This is a genomic window from Paraburkholderia caffeinilytica (assembly GCF_046030355.1).
Classification (GTDB): domain Bacteria; phylum Pseudomonadota; class Gammaproteobacteria; order Burkholderiales; family Burkholderiaceae; genus Paraburkholderia; species Paraburkholderia caffeinilytica_B.
Genome location: NZ_JAQQCQ010000011.1, coordinates 125,643 through 148,791, shown reverse-complemented (window position 1 = coordinate 148,791; position 23,149 = coordinate 125,643). Strand labels below are relative to the sequence as shown.

Here is a 23,149-nt window from a genome sequence, read left to right as displayed (position 1 = left end):
CGTTGGCCGCTATGACCGTCGGCACGGCACAATCGCCGGTGGCGCGCGCCGCGACGTGGCGAAAGCCAAAGTCCGCAGACGCTTCGAATGACCGCGTTTGACCAACCGAACTATGCAGAGCATGACCCCCTTCACCGCCTCTACGATTACCCTTGCCGCCACACTACGTGATCATTTCACTCGTGTGGTGCTGCCGTTGTGGCGCGGGCCCGGTTTCAACCCCGCGTTGAAGCTGCCGTACGAAGCGGTCAGCGCCGAGGGTCCCGAACCGTTACCCGCAGAACGTTACCGGGCGATGGCATGCGCGCGACAATTGTTCGTGTTCTCCCAAGCAGGCGACGCAGCCCACGCCCAGGTGCTGTTCGATTCGCTGGTACGCACTTTTCAGGACACGCGCCACGACGGATGGTTCTATAGCGTGGATGCGCACGGCGCGCCGCTCGATACGACCAAAGACTTGTATACGCACGCGTTCGTCGTGTTCGCCTGCGCGGAATATGGCCGCCGATCCGGCAACCGCAACGCGCTCGAAGTCGTGCATCACACGTCGGCACTGATCCAGTCGCACTTCGCGGCCGAAGACGATCTGTTCAACGCCGCGCTCACCGCGGACTTCGCCCGCGTGACCGGCACGCCGATCCAGAATCCCTTGATGCACCTCACGGAAGCCTGGCTGGCCGCCCGTGCCGCCACGCACGATAACGCCTTCGACGCCGCGTTGCGCCGTCTTGCCGGCGCAATCGCACATCACTTCGTGCATGCGCCGACCGGCTGCGTCGCCGAATTGCCGATTGGCGCGGACGACAATCGGCTGGAACCGGGACACCAGTTCGAATGGTTCTGGCTGGTCAAGCAGGCGGGCGCATTGTTCGAAGCCTCCGGTCTCGACGAATCGCTGACACGCGCATTCAGCTTCGCGCAGCAATACGGCGTGGACCCGCAAACGGGCGGCGTATGCGCCTCGCTCGACGAAACCGGACGAATCAAGGACGCCACCCAGCGGATCTGGGCGCAAACCGAGTATCTGCGCGCGCTGGCGAGCCATGACGACCCCGCTGTGCTCGCCGCGCTGCCGCGGCAAATCGAGCGCTTTCAGCAACGCTTCCTGCGTCCACAAGGCTGGTTCGAATGCAAAACGGCCGCTGGTGACGTGGCGCGTGCCGACATGCCGTCGACCACCCCCTATCACCTCGCGACCGCCTATGACGCCTTGCCGCGCTAAGCGCCGGCCGCCGTCTTCCGGGGCGTCGGCGCTAAAAGCCGACCGACCGGTCAATCAATATTCTTCGCGTTGCCAAGGTCCCCAATCGGCGTCGGCAGTTTTAAATCGCGTATAGGTCGCGCTGTGTCCCGTGGGGGTTTCCGATGTGTCGCCGTGCGGCTTTTTATCGGTGGTGTGAAGGGCGAAAGCCTGGTGCGCTTCGGTATCGACCGTGATACGGCCGACCGGGTCCGGGGCGCCTTCTTGAGGTGATTTCGACTCCAATATCGCGAGATAAGGGGTCAAACGACTCCAGAATGAGGTGAGTTCATCTTGCAAATAATGTGTCAATGTTTTTCCTGGAAGAGTAATACAAGCAGTTTACCCTACCGGCTGGAACCCCCAATAAAATGGTTTCCGGACCTCAAAAGGGTCCAATCAGGGGAATACCCGAATACTTGTTGATTGGCGTCCATCATAAAGACGTGATACAACTCGTACTTCGCGCTCGATCTCGTGTTGAGAAATAGCGGTCGCGAATGCAACACACAACATTTACTGGATTAAAAATGGCAACAGGTACTGTGAAGTGGTTTAACGATGCAAAGGGCTTTGGCTTCATCACCCCGGACGACGGCGGCGAAGACCTGTTTGCACACTTTTCGGAAGTTCAAGGCAGCGGCTTCAAGTCCCTGCAGGAAAACCAGAAAGTGACGTTCGAAGTCAAGCAAGGCCCGAAGGGCAAGCAAGCTGCGAACATCCAGCCGGCCTAAGTACCTTCAGGTACTTTGAGGCACGCTTAGGCGCTTGCGTCTGATGCAAAATGGCCCGCTTCGGCGGGCCATTTTCTATTGCGGATGCCCTCTTTTTGGGCACATGAGCGGTTTAGATCGCCCGCATCCCTGACAGCGCGAACCCCGCCGTTTGGCCGCGCAAATCGTCCATTTGTTGCATTCGCAACACAGTTTCCGAAATTTCGAACACGGAAACGGCGTCCTTCAATTGCTGCGTCTGTTGATGCAGCGAGGCGGCCGCCGCAGCGGCTTCCTCGACGAGCGCCGCGTTCTGCTGCGTCATCTCGTCCATCTGCACCACCGCCTGGTTGACCTGCTCGATGCCCGTGCTCTGCTCGAGCGAGGATGCGCTGATTTCCGCCATCATCTGCGTGACGCGCGAAATCGACGCGGAAACGTTGCTCATCGCTTCACCGGCGTGCTCGACCAGCACCGAACCACCCCGAATCTCGGCGACCGACTCGCTAATCAGCGTCTTGATTTCCTTCGCCGACTGCGCGCTGCGCTGCGCCAGACCCCGCACTTCGCCCGCCACCACGGCGAAACCACGGCCCTGTTCGCCCGCGCGCGCCGCTTCGACGGCCGCGTTCAGTGCCAGGATATTGGTCTGGAACGCAATGCCGTCGATAACCGAAATGATCTCGGCGATCTTGTCCGAGCTTTGCGCGATACCGCGCATCTTGCTGACCACCTCGTTGACCACTTCGCTGCCACGCGAGGTCGCCTCGAGCGCGGTTTCGGCGAGTGCATTGGCTTCACGGGCGTGATCGGCGTTCTGGCGCACCGTGGCGGTCAATTCCTCCATGCTCGACGCAGTTTCTTCGAGCGATGCCGCCTGGTTTTCCGTGCGTGCCGACAGATCAGCATTACCGGTGGCGATTTCGTCGGCGCCGAGGTGGATCGAGTCGGCGGATTCGCGCACGGTTTGCACGGTGCGCGCCACGCTGGCCTGCATTTTCGCGAGACCCGAGAACAGGCGGCCGATCTCATTGGTGCCGCGCGAGGCGATCGGCTGATCGAGACGCCCTTGCGCGATGCGGTCGAAGTGACGGCCAGCTTCTTCCAGCGGCGCCACCACGCCCTTACGAAGCGCCGCGTACACACCGATTGTGCCCGCCACCAGTAGCAGCAGGATCGCGATGCTGACGGCGCGGAACATGGCCATGCGGGTGTCGATCGAATCGATCGAGGCCCGGCTCGCCGCGGTGCCGAATTGCACGAAATTGTGCGACTCGGCGAGATAGGCGTCCTGAAAGCCTTGGGTCGGCTGATCGAGGAAAGCCTGGATATTGTTCGCGTCGAGAAACTGCACCAGTTCCGCGAGCGCGTCGTGCAGCTTTTTGTAGCGCTCGGCGAGCGCGGCGGCGCGGGTGCTGTTTTCGTCGCTGGTCTTCGGCGCGCTCATGAACGCGCCGAATGACTGATCGGCCGCCGTCAGTTGTTCGCGGGCATGCTGCACGATGTCGGCCGGCTCGGCGCCGCCGCGCACCATGCGCGTACCGGCGCGCGACAGGTTGATACGCGCATCCATCAGACGCTGGGTCGTTTCATTGACGGCGTCCACCTGCTTCAAGGCGATATTCGACAGATCGCCCACGTCGTCATGCGTGCGCGTGAGCGACCAGAACCCCAAGCCCACCGTGACGAGCTGAAAAACGCAGAACGCGGCCAAACACACAACAGGCCGGAGGCGACCTTGATCTTGCTGAACATCGTGAACACCTAAAGCAAAGAATGACGGGATCTACGTCAGGGTTAACGGCATACGCGGACTTTGCTTGAGATCAATGTCGTCAAAAATCGTCTTACAGCCCCTTTTCATCGGCCAACTCCGCCATCCCTGTCATTTTCCGCAACAATGCCGCGCAGATATTTTGGATTCACCTTGACGCGGTGCGTCGGCGCTTCCTAGAGTGGGTAGGGACTGCACAATGCACGCCGGTGCAGATGCCACTGCGGGCCACGCCCGAAGGAATCACGATGACCGACATCCTCGACCGGGCGCGCGGCGCACTGCATGCCCAGCCGTTCAGCATGCTGCTAGGCACCGAACTCATGCACACCGGCACCCACGAACTGACGCTGTGTCTGCCGATCCGCGACGAGTTGCGGCAACAACATGGCTTCGTGCATGGCGGTGTCATCAGTTATCTCGCCGACAATGCGCTGACGTTCGCCGGCGCGTTGTCGCTGGGACCGAAGGTCGTGACCGGCGAATACAAGATCAACTATCTGCGGCCGGTGGTGAACGGCACGCTGATCGCGCGCGCGAAGGTCGTCTACGCGGGCCGCTATCAGGCGACCTGCCAGTGCAACGTGTATGTGATGGATGGGCAACACGAGAAACTCGTCGCCGTTGCGCAGGGCACGATCAATCGCATCAGCGAGAACGGCGAGCACGAACCGGCGGGTTGAGGGAACGAATGCGCTTCGTACTAGCGACGTAGTCGTTAGCTTATCGACGACACGCCTGTTCAGCGGATCGCACTGCTCGCGCGTTCGTTTGCGGACTAATGCGCTTGGGCGGCCGCCCGAAGACTCCATAAAAAAGGCTGTTCCCGCATCACGCGGGAACAGCCTCTTCAATTTTCACGGCAACAACGTTTTTCAACCAGGCGGGCGAATCACTCCGCAGCGTAAGTCTTCTGCGTCTGTTCGCCGAGACCTTCAATACCGAGACGTATCGTCTGGCCCGGCTTGAGGAATACCGGATTCGGCTTCACGCCCATGCCGACGCCCGGCGGCGTGCCGGTCGAAATCACGTCGCCCGGTTGCAGGCTCATGCACTGCGACACATACGACACCAGCTTCGCGACGCCGAACACCATCGTTTTCGTGCTGCCGTTCTGATAGCGGTGGCCGTCCACTTCGAGCCACAGGCTCAGATTCTGCGGGTCGGCGACTTCGTCACGCGTCACGACCCACGGGCCAATCGGGCCGAACGTATCGAAGCCCTTGCCCTTGTCCCACGTGCCGCCGCGTTCGATCTGCCACTCGCGCTCCGACACGTCGTTGATCACACAGTAACCGGCGACGTAATCGAGCGCGTTGGCTTCGTCGATATATTTCGCCGGCTTGCCGATGACCACGCCGAGTTCGACTTCCCAGTCGGTCTTCTTCGAGCCGCGCGGGATTTCGACGTCGTCGTTCGGGCCGCTGATCGCGCTCGTCCATTTGTTGAAAATCACCGGTTCCGCCGGCACCGGCAGATTCGATTCGGCGGCGTGGTCCGCATAGTTCAGCCCGATGCAGATGAACTTGCCGATCTTGCCGACACACGGTCCCAGGCGCGGATTGCCTTCCACAACCGGCAGCGAAGCCGGATCGAGCGCGCGCAGTTTGGCGAGGCCTTCGTCGGTCAGCGCGGCGCCGTCGATATCACCCACCACCTTCGACAAATCGCGAATCTTGCCTTGCGCGTCGAGCAGGCCCGGCTTTTCCTGGCCTTTCGGCCCATAACGAAGCAGTTTCATCGTTGCACTTCCCTTTCCGTTCAGTAGTATTCGGTTCGTGTTTCAGCGTTGATCAGCGCGCGTCAGTTCGACCAGCCGCCGTCGATCACATGCGCATGACCGGTGGTAAACGACGATTCGTCGGACGCAAGATACAGCGCCAACGCGGCGATCTCTTCCGGCTTGCCGATGCGGCCCATCGGCTGACGCGCGACAAAGGCCGCCTGCACGGCCTCGAGCGTCGCGCCTTGCGCTTTGGCCTGCTCGACGATCCGCTGTTCGAGCGACGGCGAAGCCACCGTGCCCGGGCAGATCGCGTTACAGCGTACACCACGTGTGATGAAATCTGCAGCGACGGACTTGGTCAGCCCGATCACCGCGGCTTTCGACGCGCTGTACGCAAAGCGGTTCGGCACGCCCTTCACGCTCGACGCCGCCGAGGACATATTGATGATCGAGCCGCCACCCTTCTCCAGCATGGCGGGCAAAAACGCGCGGATCATGCGGTACATCGCCTTCGCGTTCAGGTCGAAGGCGCAGTCCCAATCTTCTTCGCTGCATTCGAGAATCGAGCCGGCATGCACGAAGCCCGCACAATTGAACAGCACGTCGACCGCGCCGAGTTCGGCGGCCAGCGCCTTGATCGCCGCGTTGTCACGCACGTCGAGTTTGCGCGCGTCGACCGGCTTGCCGGCGAGTCCGTCGATGCGGATATCGGTGGCGATCACGCGCGCGCCCTCGCGCGCGAACAGTTCTGCGGTGGCGAGACCGATACCTTGTCCCGCCGCGGTGATCAGGGCCGTCTTGCCGGCCAGTCTTTGTGTCATCTACGACTCCAGTTGAGTAGGCTTGCTCTTGTCTTCGTCACGCGTGTCCGTCACATCAAAGTCGATAAAACGCAGCGGCATTGCCGCCGAAAACCGCCTCGCGCTCGGCGTCGCTCAAAGACGCGAGCAAGGTGTTCGCCACCGAGTGCCACAGCAGATAGTCGCCATTCAGGTCGAGCACCGGCCAGTCGCTGCCCCACATCAAACGTGCGGGGCCGAATGACTTCAGCAAATGGTCGACATAGGGATGAAGCGTTTCTTCGGTCCAGCCAGGCGATGCTTCCGTGACGAGCCCCGACAGCTTGCAATGCACTTGCGGCAACTTCGCGAGCCGCGTGATCGCATCGGCCCATGTTTGCCAACCCGCGCGACCGTAGCGAATCGGCGGCTTTGCGCCGTGATCGACAACGATGCGCAGCGCAGGGAAACGCGCCGCGAACGTTTCGAAAGGCTCGACGTGCCGCGCGTAAATCAACGCGTCGAACGCAAGGTCGTGCGCGATCAGCGCTTCAATTGCAGGCGCGAGATCCGGGTTCGCAATCCACGTATCGTCGGGCAGGTCCTGCAGCATCGGCCGCACGCCTTTGAACTTCGGCTCATGCGCCAACGCGCCAATCACAGCCGGCGCCGTGGGCAACAACAACGGCACCCAGCCGACCACCCCGGCAATCGACGGCTCGTGCCGCGCGATGTCCAGCAAGTAACGCGTTTCATCGATAGTCGGCGCCGCCTGCACCACCACCGTCCGCTCGACACCCGCTGTTTCGCGCAGGGGCTTGAGATCGGCGGGACCGAACGGCCGGTACAGGAGTTTCAGTTCCGGCGTGAGCCACTCGTAGTCGCCGCGAGCGGGGTCCCAATAGTGCTGGTGGGCGTCGATATGCATCGTCAATTCAGTCCTCTGGCGCGGGCGCGCGGCTATCGAGCAAGCCTTTGTCACGCAACGCGGACCACAAGTCCGCCGGGATCGGCTGCTCGAACGACGCGGCGTTCTCGCGCAATTCGTCGGCACTGCGCGCGCCGGTCAACACGGTGGCGACCGCCGGATGCGCATACGGAAACTGCAAAGCCGCGGCGGCAAGCGGCACGCCATGCACCCGGCACACCGCTTCCAGCCGCGCGACACGCTCGATCACTTCGCGCGGCGCGTCGCCGTAGTTGAATTTCAGATCGCCTGCGACGCCACGCGCCAGAATGCCCGAGTTGAACGCGCCGCCTAACAGGATGCTGACGCCGCGTTGTTCACATGCTGGGAGCAGGTCGTCGAGCGTGGCCTGTTCGAGCAGCGTATAACGGCCCGCAAGCAACGCGCAATCGATATCGAATTCGGCCATCGCGTCGAGGATGACCGCGCCTTCGTTGACGCCTAGCCCGACTGCTTTAACCGCGCCTGAGGACCGCAAATCGTCGAGCGCGCGAAAGCCGCCGCCTTCGGTGAGTTGCCGCCAATAATGGGGGTTCTGGTCGCCATGCGTCATGCGGCCGATATCGTGCACCAGCAGAATGTCGATATCGACAATGCCGAGACGCTGCTGGCTGTCTTCGAACGAACGGAGAATGCCGTCGTGCGTGTAGTCGTAGATCGCCTGAAACGGCAGCGGGTCTTGCCAGCCTTCGCTGCCATCGTACGGCGTAGTGCGCGGTACGAAGCGGCGCCCGACTTTGGTGGACAGCACGTATTCGTTGCGCGGATATCCGCGCAACGCATCGCCCAGGCGGTGCTCTGCTTTCGTGTGACCGTAATGTGGCGCGGTATCGAAGTAACGCACGCCGACGTCCCACGCGGCGGCGATAGTCGCGTGCGCTTCTTCTTCGGACAGATCGCGGTACAGCCCGCCCAACGGCGCTGTACCGAGCCCGAGTCCGGTGACTTGTAATGCGCGGCGGCCGATGCCGCGCCGCTGTTCGATCTTCGAACCGATCGTTGCCGTCATTGACCACGTCTCCTTATCGACCCGAGTTAGCGCTTTAGCGCTTACCCGCGTCCCATGCAAAGCTATCGACCGGAGCTGGCGCTTCAGCCGTTACTCCGATGCCATGCAAGATAGTTGCTGTTTTATAGTGTTTTAACACGCGCGAACGATCTTTGCCCACCGTATGAATGGCCGTCAAATAGACCACGGCTTGACCGTTGTTCGAGCGCCGATCGAATGCCGACTAGCGGCTCAATGCTGCTCGATCGCAACAACCCGATGCGGCAGTGCAGCGCTCGACGGCAAACAAGCCGGACCCACCGGTTCGAAAGCCTTGTACGTCAGGATGAACTCCTGATGACCCAGCATTTCCGATTTCGACGCTGCACCGAGAGACACCGCCACCGTTTGCTCGAACACCTCGCGGCCGACTTCGTCGAGCGTGCCGCGGCCTTCGAGAATGCGGCCCGCGTCGACGTCCATATCGCCGGCGAGATTGCGATACGTCGCGGGATTCGCGCACACCTTGATGACGGGCGAAATCGCCGAGCCGACCACCGACCCGCGTCCGGTCGTGAACAGAATCACATGCGCACCGCATGCGATCAGTTCGCCGATTTCTGCGTTGTCGCTAATGTTCGGAAAGCCGAAGCGCGGCTCGCCGTCAGGTACGACGTCGAGCAGATAAAGGCCCCCGGTCGGCGGAACGTCACCGGGTTTGATAATGCCGACAATCGGTGACGCACCGCTTTTCGCATACGCCCCTAAAGATTTCTCTTCCTGCGTGGTGAGGCCGCCGTCCGCATTGCCCACCGCAAAGCTGCCATGTCCGAGAATCGAGTAGTAGCGCGCCGCCTTCGCCACGCACGCAACAATTTCATCCCCGAGTTCCGGCCTTGCTGCACGCGTTTTCATATGAAACTCGCAGCCCACCAGCTCGCCGGTTTCTTCGAAGATGCAGGTCGCGCCCGCGTCGATCAGATGATCGAACGCACGGCCCACGGCCGGATTTGCGGTGATGCCACTGGTTCCGTCCGAGCCGCCGCAAATCGTGCCGATCACCAGTTCGCTCAGCGCCATCGGCACTTTCCGCTGGGCGGCCAGTTGCTTGCGGGCGTCCCGAATCCAGTCGACGCCGTATTGAATCGTGCTGCGTGTGCCGCCTTTTTCCTGGATCGTCAGGACTTCGACGGGACGGCCGCTCGCGCGCACGACGTCGACGAGATAATGCTTGTTCATACTCTCGCACCCGAGCGACACGAACAGCACCGCGCCGACGTTGGGATGCGTGGTGAGGCGCTCAAGCATTTTTTCGGCGTATCCATTCGGATAGCAACCCGGAAAGCCGATCAGATGCACCGGCGGCTCGCGTTCGGCTGAGGGATCGTCGAACGCGTCGAGCGGTTCGCGAAACTGCGTGACGATCTCGCGCGCGACGTGATGCGCGCACTCGACCAGATACGCCACCGCCACCACGTTGCGGATGCCCTTACGGCCATCCTTGCGCGGATAGCCCTGCAACATGGGCTGCTGCGCAGCGGCGGATGCTACGGAAGTGTCAGTCATGATCAATCCAGCGCGGCGCAAAGCCACGTCAATGTGCTCAATTCAGTGATGGACGAACTCGTGGCCCGCGTCGTGCGTATAGGTGGGCAAGTAATCGCTTTCGAGGTTGTGCGTGTGCAGATGCGCACCGCGCGCCACCGCTTCGGTCACGTGCCCGATCACTGCGCCGTAACGCAGCACCTTGTCGTCTTTCGCGAGTTCATGACGGGCCACCTTATGGCCGAGGTCGATGGTTTTGGTGAGCGTCACGCGTTCGCCTTCGATCTCGACTTGCGTGCCCGCGTCGAGACGCGCCGCCGCGATCAGGCAGTTGTCCGCGGGGCTGAGCAGGATCAGGCGTGGGTCGGTTGGCAATGTTTGCGGCGTGTGCAACGGGCGGCTGGTCAAGTGCATTCTCCGTGATGCGTGTGCATTAGTTCTGGCCTTCGCCGCTGGCGAGCCGTGCCACCATCAGTGAGCCGAGGATGATCGCGCCGTAGATCGCCTGAATCCAGAACGACGGCACCTGGGCCAGCGTCAGCAGGTTCTGCACAACGCCCAGCAGCAGCACACCGGTGAGCGCGCCGAGCATCGAGCCCTTGCCGCCGTCGAGCGAAATGCCGCCGATCACCGCTGCCGCGAACACCGTGAAAATCATGCCGTTGCCCTGGTTCGCGTTGATCGCGCCGACATAGCCGGTGACGATCAAGCCGCCCACCGAGGCCAGCATGCTGCCGAGCACGAATACGCCCCACGTAATGCGCTCGACGCGAATCCCGGCCGCGCGCGCCGCTTCCGGATTGCCGCCGATCGCGTATAACGCGCGGCCCAGGCGGTGATAGCGCAGCACGAACGCAGCAATGGCGAACGCTGCCGCCGCGAGCCACACCGACAACGGCAAACCAAACACGATAGTGGTGGCGAGCGAGAAGAACGACGGCGGCATGTCGAACAGCGTGCCGCCTTTGGTCGCACCGACCAGCATGCCGCGCAACACGATCAGCATCGCCAGCGTGACGATGAAGGCGTTCAGCCGCAAACGCACCACCAGGAACCCGTTGACGAAGCCGATCACCGCGCCGACGACGAGGATAGCCAGCAAACCCGCCGCTGCCGGCCATTGCATGCCGAAACCCGCGGACGCGGCCGGCATCACCAGCATCGCGCCGACAGCGGGCGCAATGCCCACCGTCGATTCGAGCGACAGATCGAACTTGCCGGTCAACACGATCAGCGATTCGGCGAGCACCACCAGCGCCAAAGCCGCGGACGCCCCCAGCACGCTGATCAGATTCGCCTTCGTCAGAAAGCTCGGACTGACAAACGCGCCGATCACGAGCAGCAACGCAAGCGCGGGCAGCAAGGCCAGTTCGCGCAATCGGGCAAGTTCGCTGCGAGCACGTTTGCCGCGCGCCGCCTGCGCGACGGCCTGCGGCTGCGCTTGACCCTGGGGCGTGCCGAATGCAGGGCTGGGCACACTATTCTTCATGGAGACTGACTCCTTCAACGGATGCGATCAGGTCGTGGTCTTGCCAACCCGCGGGAAATTCGGCCGCAACACGGCCACGGAACATGACCAGCACACGGTCACAGGTGCGTAGATCGTCGAGTTCGCCGGACACGACCAGCACGGCCTTGCCCTCTTCGCGCACGCGATCCACGACTGACAGCAACGCTTCTTTCGATTTCACATCGACGCCTGCCGTAGGGTCGATTAATACGAGTACGTTCGGATTGGTGGCGAGTGCGCGCGCCATCACGACCTTCTGCTGATTGCCGCCCGACAGCCCCGACACGACATGCTCGGGGCCTTGCGCGACAATGCCGAGCGCGTCGATCATCTTCTGACCGAAGGCGTTTTTTTTCGCCGGCGTTGCGATGCCGAATTTGCCGAGCAGACGCGCGATCGTCATCGAGGCGTTTTCCGCCACCGATTGCGTCAGCACCAGCCCTTCGTGATGGCGATCCTTCGGCACACAGCCGATGCCGTGCGCCAGCGCAGCCGGTACGTCGCCAGGCGGCAGCGTCGCGCCATCCACGCTGATCGAGCCGCGCCTGGCCGCGCGCAAGCCGGCAATCGCTTCGGCCACGCTCGTGCGGCCGCTGCTCGTGGCCCCCGTCAGTCCGACGACTTCGCCACGCTTCACCGTGAACGACACACCTTCGTAATCGGAGCCCACCAGCTCTTTGACTTCCAGCGCGATAGCCGTGTCCGCAGGCAGCGCAGCGCGCGCCGCCGCATCGGCGACGGCCAGGCCGCCGCGCTCGCCGGTCATCGCCTCGATCAATTGCTCGCGCGGCAATGCGGAAACAGGCGCACTGACGATATGCCGCGCGTCGCGCAGCACCGTCACCGCCTGGCAGATTTCATAGACCTCCTGCAGATGATGCGAGATGAACAGGAACGTCACGCCTTCGCGCTGCAACTCGCTGATGCGGCGGAACAGGCGCTTGATTTCGTCGCCGTCGAGCTGCGCGGTCGGTTCATCGAGAATGATGAAGCGCGCGCCGTACGACAGCGCCCGCGCAATCTCCACCAGTTGCCGCGCTTCCACGCTCAGATCGCCGGCACGCGCATCTTCGCGTACGTCGATCTTCCAGTGATCGAGCAACTCACGCGCGTCGCGGCGCATGGCGCGCCAATCGATCACGCCGCCGCGTGACGGCTGCCGGTTGATGAACAGATTCTCCGCGACGCTCAAATCGCGGATGATCGTCGAATGCTGATACACGCAGGCCACGCGTTCACGCCACGCATCGCGATCCGCGATCGGCGGCGCCGAAGCGCCGCCGAAACGCACCTCGCCGGTGTCGGGCTTGCGCAGGCCGGTGAGGATCGACACCAGCGTCGATTTGCCCGCACCGTTGCGCCCGACGAGCGCATGCGACTCGCCGGGCATCACGCGGATGCTCACGTCTTTCAGCGCGGCCGTGGAGCCGAAGCGCTTGGTGACCTCAAGCGCTTCGACGACCGGCACGGAGGGCGTCGGCTCGCTCATTTAACGGTATTGCCCCACAAGGCTTTGTCGTCGACATTCGACTTCGTGACGAGCGGTGCGGGCAATTGATCTTCGAGAATGCCCGGCGCCAACTGGACGATGTTGCTGCCGTGATCCGTCGGGCCCGGCTTGAAGGTTTGTCCAGCCAACGCCGCCTTGATGTAGAAGAGACCGTATTTCGCGTAGGAATCGGCAGGCTGCGAAATGGTGGCGTCGATATCACCGCGACGGATGGCGTCGAATTCCTGCGGAATACCGTCGTTACTCACAATCACAACGTGCTTCGCATCGCCGGCCGGAAACAGCATCTGCTTGCGGCGCAACGTTTGCAGCGTGGGCGACAGATAGACACCGCCTGCCTGCATGTAGATAGCCTTCACGTCAGGATTCGCGGTGAGCAGACTGTCGAGCGCGGTAGCCGCGACGTCGCCCTTCCAGCTTGCCGGAATTTCCAGCAGCGACAAACCCGGAAAGCCCTTCAGACACGAGCGGAACGCTTCGGACCGGTCGCGCCCGTTCACCGACGCCAGGTCGCCCATGATCTGCACGACCTTGCCCGACTTCACGTGCTCGCCGATGTACTTGCACGCTTTCTCGCCGTAGGCGTGATTGTCGGCGCGCACCACCATCGCCACCTTGCCTTGCGTCGGCGCGACGTCGACGGCGACCACTGGCACGTTCTTCGCCGATGCCGCATCGAGCGCGCGACTGATCGCCGCCGAATCCAGCGGGCCGACCACGATGCCTTTCGCACCGAGGTTCAGCAGGTTGTTCATGTCAGTGATCTGCTGGGCCGGATCGCCATTCGAATTGACCGGCGCGAGGATATCGATGCCCATGTCCTTCGCGTACTTGGGCAGATAGTTGTTGTACGACTGCCAGAAAGGCGACGTGAGCAGCGGCAAACCGAGACCGACTTTGCCGGCATCGGCAGCCTGTGCCGCACCGCTGACGGCGAGGCCGGCGACGCAAGCTGCCGCCGCAACGGCGAACAACGAACTCTGGAACAAACGGCGAGCCGCGTGCGGCCCTTTCGCGAACGACATGGTTGTCTCCTACTGATGCTTGCGTTGTGGGAACTGCGTGAACCCGCCATGCGAGTGGTGAGCACCTGGTCCTGCGCTTTCTTATGAAGTATTGGTGTGCGTTTATTCACCAATGAACGCATTATTCATATACAAACCTTTTGAAGTCAAGCAACGTGCACTGCACCATGCGTCAGTGTTTCCCCTGGCGCAGTGCCACCTCGCATGAGATTCCCCACGCACTTACACTCACGCGCCAGATAATGAGAACTACACACGGAACCCTGCTCACCATGGACGCAGAAGACAAAGACGACGCGGACCGTTATCGCGCCCCCGCGTTGGACAAGGGCCTCGATATCCTCGAACTGCTCGCCGAGCAGAAAGAGGGGCTGACGCGCGCCGAAATCACCAAGCTGCTGGGACGCAACGCGAGCGAGATGTACCGGATGCTGGAACGCCTGGTCGCGCGGCAGTACGTGGTGCGGTCGGCAGGGGGCGACCGTTATTCGCTGAGTCTGAAGTTGTATGCGCTCGCGCATCGTCATCCGCCGATGAACCGCCTCATCTCCGAAGCGCTGCCGCTCATGCAGCGCTTTGCCGATGCCGCCGAGCAATCGTGTCACCTCGTGGTGTACGACCGCGGCAATCTGCTGGTGATCGCCCAGGTGGATGGGCCGGGCACCTGGGGCATGTCGGTGCGGCTCGGCTCGCGGGTCGGCCTGATCGATACAGGTTCGGGCCGCGTGATGCTCGCGTTTCAAAGCATCGAGCAGCGCGACCAGATGCTGGTCGAACACACCAAGGTGAAAGGCGAAGTCACGATCGATCGCGAAGCCCTGGAACAGGCATGCGAGCGGATTCGCGCGGCGGGTTTTTCACAGAAGGACAGTCAGCAGACGTTCGGCGTGACCGACGTCACGTTCCCGATCCAAGGGCCGTCAGGCCAGGCGATCGCAGTACTCACTTGCCCGTACTTGAGGCGCATCGATGAATACGTTGCGCCGACGTTGGAGGCGGCGACTGCATTGCTGCGCGAGACAGTGCAGGCGCTGTCGATGTTTCGGGAAGAAGCCGTCTAGCGCGCCGTTGCCGGAGGACGAATGGTTGCGGCAGGCTGCGCACAAATCGTCCGTTTCTGCACATGGTTTAGAATGGCGACCCTCTCAAAAATCACGCCGCATGGGTCCCCCCATGCGCGCCCAACGATCAAGCAATGGCGAAACTTCTGACCGATTCCGAATTCCTGCGTTTTTCCGAACTCCAGCAGAAGCAGTCGAGCTTCACGATCACGCCTGAAGAAGCCGACGAACTGCGCGACATCGTCGCTCATGCGCAAAAGCGCCGTGACGACCGCGCCGCGGCGATGCAAAGCATCGAGACCTTCATTCAGCAATTCGACATCAGCCCGGACGAGCTGTTTTCGGCCGAGCAGATCGGCGACGCCGCGCGTACTTTTGGTCTGATTCCGGCCGCGAAGAAAGAGCGCGTGCTGCCGCCTCAGTTCACGTTCAACGGCAAGCCGTATCAATGGACGACGCGTCCGCTGCCGGACGACATCCGCGTGCCGCTGTTCGACGCCTTCAAGGCCGGTGAATCAGTGAAGCCATTCATCGCGACGCTGAAGGACACGAATCGTTGCGCGGCAACCATCGCGCGTCTGGAACGCGAGACCGGCGCGGTCTACGCAGAAACGTGGCTGGAAGAGTTGTCCGTGACCCGCACGCAGGTCGACGAAGCCGCGGCGAAGCTGCCGGCGTAATCAGGCTGGCGGCCGTCAGTGTCGCCGGCTTTCCGATCACTGCCTTAGCCGCCTCATCGGCGCGGGCAGTGATTGCCCCGCCTGATCGCCCGCTTCCCGGTTCAATTCCTGGCGCTCGCCACGTTCGCACTGTCCCCCGCCGTTTCATCCAGCGCCATCCTGAAACCGACCACGCCCGGATCTTCCGTCGGCGTAATGGTGAAGCCACAGGATCGGGCCAGCGCGATCATCGGAGTGTTTTCGCGCAACGCCTCGCCGACGAGCCAATGAATCCCGCGCGCCCGCGCGTACTTGATGATCCGGTCCATCAGCAATTGCCCAAGGCGCCGGCCTTTCTGGTCCGAGCGCACCGCGGCTGCGAACTCCGCGGTTTCATTGTCCGGATCGGCCACCGCACGCACCACGCCCAGTGTGCGCGTGAAACCCTCTTCGCTCGTCACGGTCGCGATCAGCGCCATCTCGCGGTCGTAGTCGATCTGTGTCATCCGCGCGAGTTGCGAGTGGTCGAAACTGCCGACCGCGCCGAAAAACCGCAGGCGTAAGTCCTCGGGCGTCATCGCCTCGACGAAATCGTGATGCGCGGCTTCGTCTTCCGGGCGGATCGGCCGTACGGTCACACGCAAGCCTTGCCAGTCGATCGTCTCTTCGAAACGGCGCGGATACGGAACGATTGCGAGACGGCTGCGCGTCGAAGCGATGCTCAGAGTCGGCTCGACCACCACGACATGGTCGCTGAACACTCGCAGTGTCAGATTGAGACCGACGATCTCCTTGACGTCGCAGACCGCCTGCGACAGCGCCGTCAACGCGGCCAACGCCGGCTCCGGCGCGATCAGCCTCGCGTAACGCGAGCGCGTGACGATGTCGCGCGCGAGTATCGGATTGAGCGGCGGCAGACCGTAGACACGGAGTGGATCGGACACGCCATCCATCGACGGTGCGGTGAAGCGGAAGACGGGGCCGAAGTTGTCGTCGTCATGAAGCTCGACGTCGATGTCGACAACGGGTTTGCTGGACTGCCCGGCGGCCTGATCGGAACAGTCGCCCGTCGCTAGGTCTAGTGGTCCCGCTGCAGGCGGCGGCGCCGGTTCTTGCACTGGCTCTTGCGTCACCTCTAGCGCCGTTCCTTGCATCGGCCCTTGCGCTTGCTCTTTCGTCGACTTCAGCGCCGCTGTTTGCGTCGCACGCACGGTCCGCTCGCCCACTTGCGGTTCGACACGCAGCCCGAAACGCGCTAGAAACCGCGTCGCTGCCTCTCCAGTTAGTTGGTGCTCACCTGCAGCGATGGCGGCACGCGCTTGCGCTTGAGCGGCGTCGATCGCTTCGGGAATCTGTGCCGGCAAACCTTCCGGCGTCTGCATCAGCAGTTCGCGGCCCATCCGGTAATCGACCAGCCGCGCGAAAGCGCGAGCGAGCCGCTGCGGCGTCGTATGAACCGGAATGCCCTGCGCGTGCAGCGCATCGCGTGTGGCCGCATCCACGCCGCCAAAAAAGCATGCGAGCAAACCACGATACGCGAAACGCTGATTCGCAATCAACGCCTGCGCGACCTCGCCGACCGGCGCGCCATGCGTCGACGCGTGGACCACGAAGGCCGTGCCGGTGCTGCGATGTTCGGCAAGTAGCTTGAGTGCCGTGCCGAAGTGCTCGGGACGGGCGTCGTTGCCGAGTTGCAGCGGGTTGCCCGGCACCGCGTACGGCAGCGCTTCTGTAAGCGCCGCATCGGCTTCGGCGGGCCACGGCGCGAGTGTGTCGCCAGCGGCTGCGAAGGCGTCGCAGGCCAGCGTGGCGAGGCCGCTGTCGCTGGTGATCAGCGTAGCCGTGGCGCCCGCCGCGACGCGTCCGACACCGAGCGTTTCGATTTCGTCGAGCAGATCGTCGAGCGAGTCGACGCGCACCATGCCCGCGCGACGGAACGCGGCGGTGTAGAGTCCATCGGCGGGATCGGCACGGCCCGAGCGCAACGCCAGTACCGGCTTGTTGCGCGCCGCCGCCCGCGCCGCCGACATGAACTTGCGCGCCGCGCGCACCGTATCCAGTTCCAGAAGGATCGCGCGCGTGCCAGGATCGCTCGCCAGATAGTCGAGCACATCGCCGGCATCCACGTCGGCTTCGCCACCCAACGCCACGGCGTGCGAAAAGCCAAGGCCACGCGCATGCGCCCAACCGAGCACGGCGTTGGTCAGCGCGTTCGACTGCGACACCCACGCCACGCCGCCGGCCTTCACCGTGCACGACGGCGCGCCGAAATGCGCATGCAGCGCCGGCGACACCACGCCGAGACTGCCCGGCCCGACAATGCGCAGCAGATGCGGCCGCGCCGCCGAGAGCGCATGCCGAAGTTGCAGGCGATCGTCATCACTACGCGCCTCGCCGACGATAATCGCCGCGCGCGTGCCCAAGCCCCCCAGTTTATGGATAATGCCGGGCCAGGTATCGGGCGGCGTACAGATCAGCGCCACGCTCGGCGCTTGCGGCAGATCGCCCGTGTCACCGATTACCGCATAACCGCCGAGCGTTTCGTATTTAGGATTGACCGGCCAGACAGGGCCGTCGAAACCGCCTTCGAGCACGCGCGCCCACACCATTGCTCCCGTGCTGCCGGGCCGCTCGGAAGCGCCGATCACGGCGACGGATTTGGGTCGGAACAAGGCATCGAGATTTCGAACGGTCACGGGCGCTCCGCGAAGTGGGGAAAGCGCACCGGCAGCGCGGCGCGCGTCTTCGTCAGGATAGGCGAAGTCGAAGACCCGCGCGCTGTTTATGAATGATTGGGTTGCGCAAGGTGCGTGAAATCCATCTTGATCTCCACCAATGCGCACCAGAATTTTTTAGCGTGTCCAAGCAAAATATCGAGCCGAAATGCGACAATCTTCGGGATGCCGAACGGCGCATCGGCAAGGAATTTGCAGGCTGATTAAACGGCTTGCAGAGCGCGTGGAGACAACGCGCGGCACCAACATGGATTCCGCGACGGCGACGGCCCGACCTCAGCCGTGCGCGGATGATCAAAGAGACAGAAGGTGATTTATGCGGCGCTTGCCATCGCTCATCGCGTTGCGCTTCTTTGAAGAAACGGCCCGTCATATGAGTTTTAATCGCGCCGCCACCGCACTCTGCGTGACGCAAGGCGCGGTGAGCCGGCAAATCAAGCTGCTCGAAGAATCACTCGGCGAGAAGTTGTTCGAGCGCGATCACAAGGGTATCCGCTTGACGCCCGCCGGCCTGCAACTCCTGCCCTGCCTTTCCGACGCCTTTGACACGATCGAGCGCGGCTTCCGGCAGATCACTGCAGCCAAAGAACGGCGGCGTCTCGTCGTCGCCGTGCCGCCCACTTTTGCGACACAGTGGTTCTCGCCGCGGCTCGGTTCGCTGGCGGACGAAATGCCCGATGTCGAACTGTCGGTTCGCACGTCGCCCTCGGAAGACTGCCACTGCATCATCCGCTTCGGCCGCGATGCGCTGGCAGACGCCCATTCCGAATTGCTGATGACCGAGCGCCACGTACTGGTCGGCGCACCGCGTCTGCTCAGTGAATCACTCGACATGCTGCTCGAGCATATGCCCGCATTGCACGTACTGCATAACGATGCGCGCCTGGACCTATGGCCGAACTGGCTGGCTAAGGCCGGCTTGCCGGCGCGTTACGCGGAAAACGGCACGGAGTTCTCCACGCTGGAGCAGGCGATCCGTGCGGCGCGCAAAGGTGCGGGGCTGGCGATCGTCGACCGGAACATGATTGTTGAAGAACTGGCGGATGGCAGTCTCGCGCAGTTTTCCGATATCGAAGTGGCCGGACCGTTCGGTTACTGGCTCGACGTGGCGCAACGTCACGCGGCGCTTGAATATGTGCAGGCGTTTGCCAGCTGGATGCGGGAAGAGGTTTTGAAGATGGGGTGAGGTTCGCGAGGTCAAATCTTGCGATCACATTCTTAACGGCCCGTGCAAGGGCTGTTAAGTAATTTAAAGGCCCTTGCATGGGCCGTTAAATAGTTTTGTTAACGCGATTTGGCTATACCAACTATAATGGCCCTCATGGAGTCTACTAAATCAGTTAAAAGCCCATATGAGGGCCGTAACGTGGAAAAACCGCTCCCCACACCGGTGCAGCGAACGCTTTCGAAACTCGGCGAAGACCTCAATCGTGCACGTCGTCGGCGAGGGTTGACGCAGCAGGCGCTCGCCGAGCGAATTGGGGCAGGGCTCAATACTGTCAAGCGGATGGAGGCGGGCGACCCGCGCGTGCAACTGCACTTCCTGGTTCGAGCACTCTATCTGTTCGGAGAATTGCAGCGCCTCAATGATCTCCTCGACAGTGGCCAGGACGATACAGGTCTCATGTTGATGGATGAGAAGCTCCCTCAGCGGGTGCGCACCCGCAAAAAAACCACCAAAGCATTCTGAAGTCCTTGCGAATGGAAACCAAAGCTGCCAAACCCGGCATTCGCCAGAACCTCGAGGTTCACCTCGGGGCGTCTGGGCAACTTGTCGGGCATCTGACCTACGCGAGTCAGGGGCGTCGCGAGGTGTCACAGTTCGTCTATGACGACACCTGGTTGACGAACCCGGACAAATTTGAGGTCTCGCCTGATCTGCCGCTGGTTTCGGGCTATCAGTCGCGTCGGGCAGCCAATGCAGGAGACTCGCCATTTCATTTTGCGCTGGCGGATACCGCCCCTGACGCGTGGGGGCGCCGCGTCATCGAACGGGCACGCGCCAGGGAGCGCAGGCGCAATCCACGCCTACCGCCCTTGAACGAACTCGACTACCTGTGCAGCGTGGATGACTTCAGCCGCGTTGGCGCGCTCCGACTTTGCGAGAACGGTGTATATCTACGCACGGTTGCAGAAGGCCGGCGCGCGACACCGCCTCTGATTGAGCTTGAGCGGATGTATAAGGCAACGCGTGCGGTCGAGACGAACAAGGACACCACCGAAGACCTGCGCTATCTGCAAGGCAAGGGCACCTCGCTTGGAGGCATGCGTCCCAAATGCACCTTGCTGGATGAAAATGGCAAGCTTGCCATCGGCAAGTTCCCAAGCGTCAATGACACCCTCAACGTTACGCGGGCCGAAGTACTTGCACTGCACCTCGCGCGCAAAGCAGGCATCACGACAGCCGATGCCCGTTGCGTCGATCTCAATGGCACACCGGTCGCCGTCATCGAGCGGTTTGATCGGGAAGGCGCTGACCTGCGTATTCCCTACCTGTCCGCCGCGTCCATGTTGCAGGCCTCGCGTCAGGACGAACACGCTTACACCGAAATCGTGGATGTCATGCAGCAGAAGTGCTCACATCCTGACAAGGATGCGCGGGAACTGTGGCGAAGGCTGGTCTTTAACCTTCTCATCACCAACACTGATGACCATCTTCAGAACCTGGGCTTCCTGTACGACGGCAACGGTCAGTGGCGCATCGCGCCAGCGTTCGACGTGAACCCGATGCCCGGCAAGCTTCGCGAGTCCAAGACCTGGCTCACGGAAGACGCGGGGCCTATTGATTCGGTTCAGATGCTTCTGGATGCGTGCGCCTATTTTGCGCTGTCCGAGGATCAGGCACTCGTCATCCTGGCCGAAGTTCTCGACGCGGTACTGGAGTGGAAGCAGGTGGCGGTCACGCCCGAAGTCGGCCTTACGCTTCACGAACTGCCGGACTTCGAGGATGCCTTTGAGCATGACCAGACGGATCAGGCTCGCAAGCTGCTGGGGCGGCCGATACTACGGCCCGAACTTGAGAAAGAAGCAAGATAGCGAGCGGGCAACCAGGCTTTCCGTACTACATACGTGAACAGGGCCTTTTGCGTGATGGACTAGTACCCAAACACCCGCCGGGCCTCACCAGCCCGGCGTATCAGCACTTACATCGCCTTCTTGAACGGCGCACCCGAATGCTCGCGCAATTCATTAAAGACGATTTTCGGCCACGCCTTCTGCGCGACTTCGATTTCCGACACATGCGAGGCCAGATACGTCGGCGCATCCGATGCATCGAGCGCGATCCGCGCCGCGTATGAATCGGTGAAACGGCGCAATTCGGCTGCATCGTCGCAGGTCACCCAACGCGACATCCGGTAACGCGCCGGCGCCATCCGTACATCGACCTTGTATTCCGTCGACAAGCGATGCGACACCACTTCGAACTGCAGTTGACCAACCGCGCCAAGAATCATCAAGCCGCCGACTTCCGGACGGAACACCTGAATCGCGCCTTCCTCGCCCAACTGCTTGAGCGCTTCGCCGAGTTGCTTGGCGCGCATCGGATCGACCACTTCGACAGTCTGGAAAATTTCCGGCGCGAAGAACGGCAAGCCGACGAACTGCAATTGCTCGCCTTCGGTCAGCGTATCGCCAAGACTCAACGTGCCGTGATTCGGGATACCGATGATGTCGCCCGGATACGCCTCGCTGACCGTCTCGCGGCGCTGCGACAGGAACGTCACCACGTTATTCGCGCGGAACGTCTTGTTCGTGCGCGTCACCTTCACAGCCATGCCGCGTTCGAAATGCCCTGAACACACGCGAATGAACGCCACGCGGTCGCGGTGCGCCAGGTCCATGTTCGCCTGCACCTTGAACACGACGCCGGTGAACTTCGGTTCATCCGGCAGCACCGGACGTTGCACGGTCATGCGCATCGACGGCGGCGGCGCCAGATCGACCAACGCGTCGAGAATTTCCTTCACGCCGAAGTTATTGATCGCCGAGCCGAACAGCACCGGCGATTGCTGACCTGCCAGGAACTGCTCGCGGTCAAAATCAGGCGACGCGCCGGTAATCAGATCGATCTCTTCCTTCGCCTTGATCCAGCTATGGCCGAAGCGGCGTTCACCTTCTTCGTCGCTGAGCGCTTGCAGCGTTTCTACGTCGCCGCCCGCCTTATCCTGCCCGGCGCGGAACAAGCGCACCTGATCGCGCTGGATGTCGTAGACGCCCTGGAATTCCTTACCCATGCCGATCGGCCAGGTGAACGGCACAGCGGCGACGCCCAGATGCTGCTCGATTTCGTCGAGCAGTTCGAGCGGTTCGCGCACTTCACGGTCGAGCTTGTTGATGAACGTGACGATCGGCGTCTTGCGGCTGCGGCAAACTTCGAGCAGCTTGAGCGTTTGCGCTTCGACACCGTTCGCGCCGTCGATCACCATCACGGCGGCATCGACCGCGGTCAGCACACGGTAGGTATCTTCAGAGAAGTCTTCGTGACCCGGGGTGTCGAGCAGGTTGATCACGGCGTCGCCGTATTCGAACTGCATCACCGAGCTGGCCACCGAAATGCCCCGCTGCTTTTCGATCTCCATCCAGTCGGAGGTCGCGTAGCGATTGCTCTTGCGGCCCTTCACGGTGCCGGCGATCTGGATCGCGCCCGAGAACAGCAGCAGCTTTTCCGTGAGCGTGGTCTTACCCGCGTCCGGGTGGGAAATGACCGCGAACGTGCGGCGGCGTTTGAGTTCGGAGACTGACATCGGGTCTGGCGGTCACGGATAGGGGTTCGGGCGGTCTCCGGAAGCTTGCGGCTTCCGGTCTGCCGCGCCTTGCGCGGCGGCGTCGAGCTGCTGCGGGAGCTGGGTCTGAAGACCCGCTTCACGCGGCAACTCCGCCGCGTCGCAACCAGGTTACGAACGGGCGTTAGAAAAT

21 protein-coding genes and 1 pseudogene are annotated in these 23,149 nt (G+C 62.3%); 9 read left to right on the top strand and 13 right to left on the bottom strand.

Annotated elements, in window-relative coordinates:
- Positions 1–112: 112 nt before the first annotated feature.
- Positions 113–1,222, top strand: coding sequence for an AGE family epimerase/isomerase (locus PQQ95_RS18440; RefSeq protein ID WP_408438943.1), 1,110 nt, complete (start codon positions 113–115; stop codon positions 1,220–1,222).
- A 54-nt stretch (positions 1,223–1,276) separates the two neighbouring features.
- Here the strand turns inward: PQQ95_RS18440 and PQQ95_RS18435 are convergent, their stop codons facing one another.
- A complete protein-coding gene (locus PQQ95_RS18435) occupies positions 1,277–1,552 on the bottom strand; it encodes a hypothetical protein (RefSeq protein ID WP_408438941.1) in 276 nt (91 codons plus the stop codon).
- A gap of 218 nt (positions 1,553–1,770) precedes the next feature.
- On the opposite strand from PQQ95_RS18435, the gene PQQ95_RS18430 reads away from it, so the two are divergent.
- The gene (locus tag PQQ95_RS18430; protein ID WP_007178724.1) at positions 1,771–1,974 is read left to right on the top strand and encodes a cold-shock protein; all 204 of its coding nucleotides are present in this window, start codon (positions 1,771–1,773) and stop codon (positions 1,972–1,974) included.
- A gap of 112 nt (positions 1,975–2,086) precedes the next feature.
- On the opposite strand, the pseudogene PQQ95_RS18425 reads toward PQQ95_RS18430, so the two are convergent.
- A pseudogene (locus PQQ95_RS18425) lies at positions 2,087–3,708 on the bottom strand (methyl-accepting chemotaxis protein).
- A 267-nt stretch (positions 3,709–3,975) separates the two neighbouring features.
- On the opposite strand from PQQ95_RS18425, the gene PQQ95_RS18420 reads away from it, so the two are divergent.
- Entirely contained in the window at positions 3,976–4,410 is a 435-nt protein-coding gene (locus tag PQQ95_RS18420) for a PaaI family thioesterase (RefSeq protein ID WP_408438939.1), read from the top strand.
- A gap of 209 nt (positions 4,411–4,619) precedes the next feature.
- Here PQQ95_RS18420 and PQQ95_RS18415 read toward each other — a convergent pair whose 3' ends face one another.
- From PQQ95_RS18415 to PQQ95_RS18375, 9 genes are all read right to left on the bottom strand, one after another.
- Positions 4,620–5,468 (bottom strand): ureidoglycolate lyase, encoded by an 849-nt coding sequence (locus PQQ95_RS18415; protein ID WP_408438937.1) that lies wholly within the window; start codon positions 5,466–5,468, stop codon positions 4,620–4,622.
- 62 nt (positions 5,469–5,530) lie between these two features.
- Positions 5,531–6,274, bottom strand: a complete 744-nt coding sequence (locus PQQ95_RS18410; RefSeq protein WP_408438936.1) for an SDR family oxidoreductase — start codon at positions 6,272–6,274, stop codon at positions 5,531–5,533.
- A 55-nt stretch (positions 6,275–6,329) separates the two neighbouring features.
- Positions 6,330–7,160 carry an amidohydrolase family protein gene (locus tag PQQ95_RS18405; protein WP_408438934.1) on the bottom strand — a complete coding sequence of 277 codons (831 nt, stop codon included), beginning with the start codon at positions 7,158–7,160 and terminating at the stop codon, positions 6,330–6,332.
- A gap of 7 nt (positions 7,161–7,167) precedes the next feature.
- Positions 7,168–8,208, bottom strand: coding sequence for an aldo/keto reductase (locus PQQ95_RS18400; RefSeq protein WP_408438933.1), 1,041 nt, complete (start codon positions 8,206–8,208; stop codon positions 7,168–7,170).
- A 231-nt stretch (positions 8,209–8,439) separates the two neighbouring features.
- Positions 8,440–9,753: a UxaA family hydrolase gene (locus PQQ95_RS18395; RefSeq protein WP_408438931.1), complete on the bottom strand. Its 1,314-nt coding sequence runs from the start codon at positions 9,751–9,753 to the stop codon at positions 8,440–8,442.
- A 42-nt stretch (positions 9,754–9,795) separates the two neighbouring features.
- Positions 9,796–10,146 (bottom strand): UxaA family hydrolase, encoded by a 351-nt coding sequence (locus PQQ95_RS18390; protein ID WP_408438929.1) that lies wholly within the window; start codon positions 10,144–10,146, stop codon positions 9,796–9,798.
- A 19-nt stretch (positions 10,147–10,165) separates the two neighbouring features.
- Positions 10,166–11,221 carry an ABC transporter permease gene (locus PQQ95_RS18385; protein WP_408438928.1) on the bottom strand — a complete coding sequence of 352 codons (1,056 nt, stop codon included), beginning with the start codon at positions 11,219–11,221 and terminating at the stop codon, positions 10,166–10,168.
- Positions 11,211–12,731, bottom strand: a complete 1,521-nt coding sequence (locus tag PQQ95_RS18380; RefSeq protein ID WP_408438926.1) for a sugar ABC transporter ATP-binding protein — start codon at positions 12,729–12,731, stop codon at positions 11,211–11,213. The genes PQQ95_RS18385 and PQQ95_RS18380 overlap by 11 nt, the downstream gene beginning before the upstream one ends.
- Positions 12,728–13,777 (bottom strand): sugar ABC transporter substrate-binding protein, encoded by a 1,050-nt coding sequence (locus tag PQQ95_RS18375; RefSeq protein ID WP_408438924.1) that lies wholly within the window; start codon positions 13,775–13,777, stop codon positions 12,728–12,730. The genes PQQ95_RS18380 and PQQ95_RS18375 overlap by 4 nt, the downstream gene beginning before the upstream one ends.
- A gap of 272 nt (positions 13,778–14,049) precedes the next feature.
- On the opposite strand from PQQ95_RS18375, the gene PQQ95_RS18370 reads away from it, so the two are divergent.
- Both PQQ95_RS18370 and PQQ95_RS18365 read left to right on the top strand, forming a co-directional pair.
- Positions 14,050–14,838 carry an IclR family transcriptional regulator gene (locus tag PQQ95_RS18370; protein ID WP_408438922.1) on the top strand — a complete coding sequence of 263 codons (789 nt, stop codon included), beginning with the start codon at positions 14,050–14,052 and terminating at the stop codon, positions 14,836–14,838.
- Positions 14,839–14,972: 134 nt separating this feature from the next.
- Positions 14,973–15,518, top strand: coding sequence for a hypothetical protein (locus PQQ95_RS18365; RefSeq protein ID WP_408438921.1), 546 nt, complete (start codon positions 14,973–14,975; stop codon positions 15,516–15,518).
- A 101-nt stretch (positions 15,519–15,619) separates the two neighbouring features.
- On the opposite strand, the gene PQQ95_RS18360 is transcribed toward PQQ95_RS18365, so the two are convergent.
- Positions 15,620–18,193: a bifunctional acetate--CoA ligase family protein/GNAT family N-acetyltransferase gene (locus PQQ95_RS18360; RefSeq protein ID WP_408438919.1), complete on the bottom strand. Its 2,574-nt coding sequence runs from the start codon at positions 18,191–18,193 to the stop codon at positions 15,620–15,622.
- Between the two features lie 92 nt (positions 18,194–18,285).
- Between PQQ95_RS18360 and PQQ95_RS18355 the strand changes: the two genes are divergently transcribed.
- The 4 genes from PQQ95_RS18355 (at position 18,286) to PQQ95_RS18340 (ending at position 21,268) form a co-directional block, all read left to right on the top strand.
- Positions 18,286–18,435, top strand: a complete 150-nt coding sequence (locus PQQ95_RS18355) for a hypothetical protein (RefSeq protein WP_408438918.1) — start codon at positions 18,286–18,288, stop codon at positions 18,433–18,435.
- A gap of 113 nt (positions 18,436–18,548) precedes the next feature.
- Complete coding sequence (locus PQQ95_RS18350) at positions 18,549–19,418, top strand: LysR substrate-binding domain-containing protein (RefSeq protein ID WP_408438916.1); 870 nt, start codon at positions 18,549–18,551, stop codon at positions 19,416–19,418.
- Positions 19,419–19,598: 180 nt separating this feature from the next.
- The gene (locus PQQ95_RS18345) at positions 19,599–19,922 is read left to right on the top strand and encodes a helix-turn-helix domain-containing protein (protein ID WP_408438914.1); all 324 of its coding nucleotides are present in this window, start codon (positions 19,599–19,601) and stop codon (positions 19,920–19,922) included.
- Positions 19,923–19,933: 11 nt separating this feature from the next.
- Entirely contained in the window at positions 19,934–21,268 is a 1,335-nt protein-coding gene (locus PQQ95_RS18340) for a type II toxin-antitoxin system HipA family toxin (protein ID WP_408438912.1), read from the top strand.
- 107 nt (positions 21,269–21,375) lie between these two features.
- Here the strand turns inward: PQQ95_RS18340 and PQQ95_RS18335 are convergent, their stop codons facing one another.
- On the bottom strand, positions 21,376–22,977 hold the full coding sequence (locus tag PQQ95_RS18335) for a peptide chain release factor 3 (protein WP_408438910.1): 1,602 nt from the start codon (positions 22,975–22,977) through the stop codon (positions 21,376–21,378).
- Between the last annotated feature and the right edge of the window lie 172 nt (positions 22,978–23,149).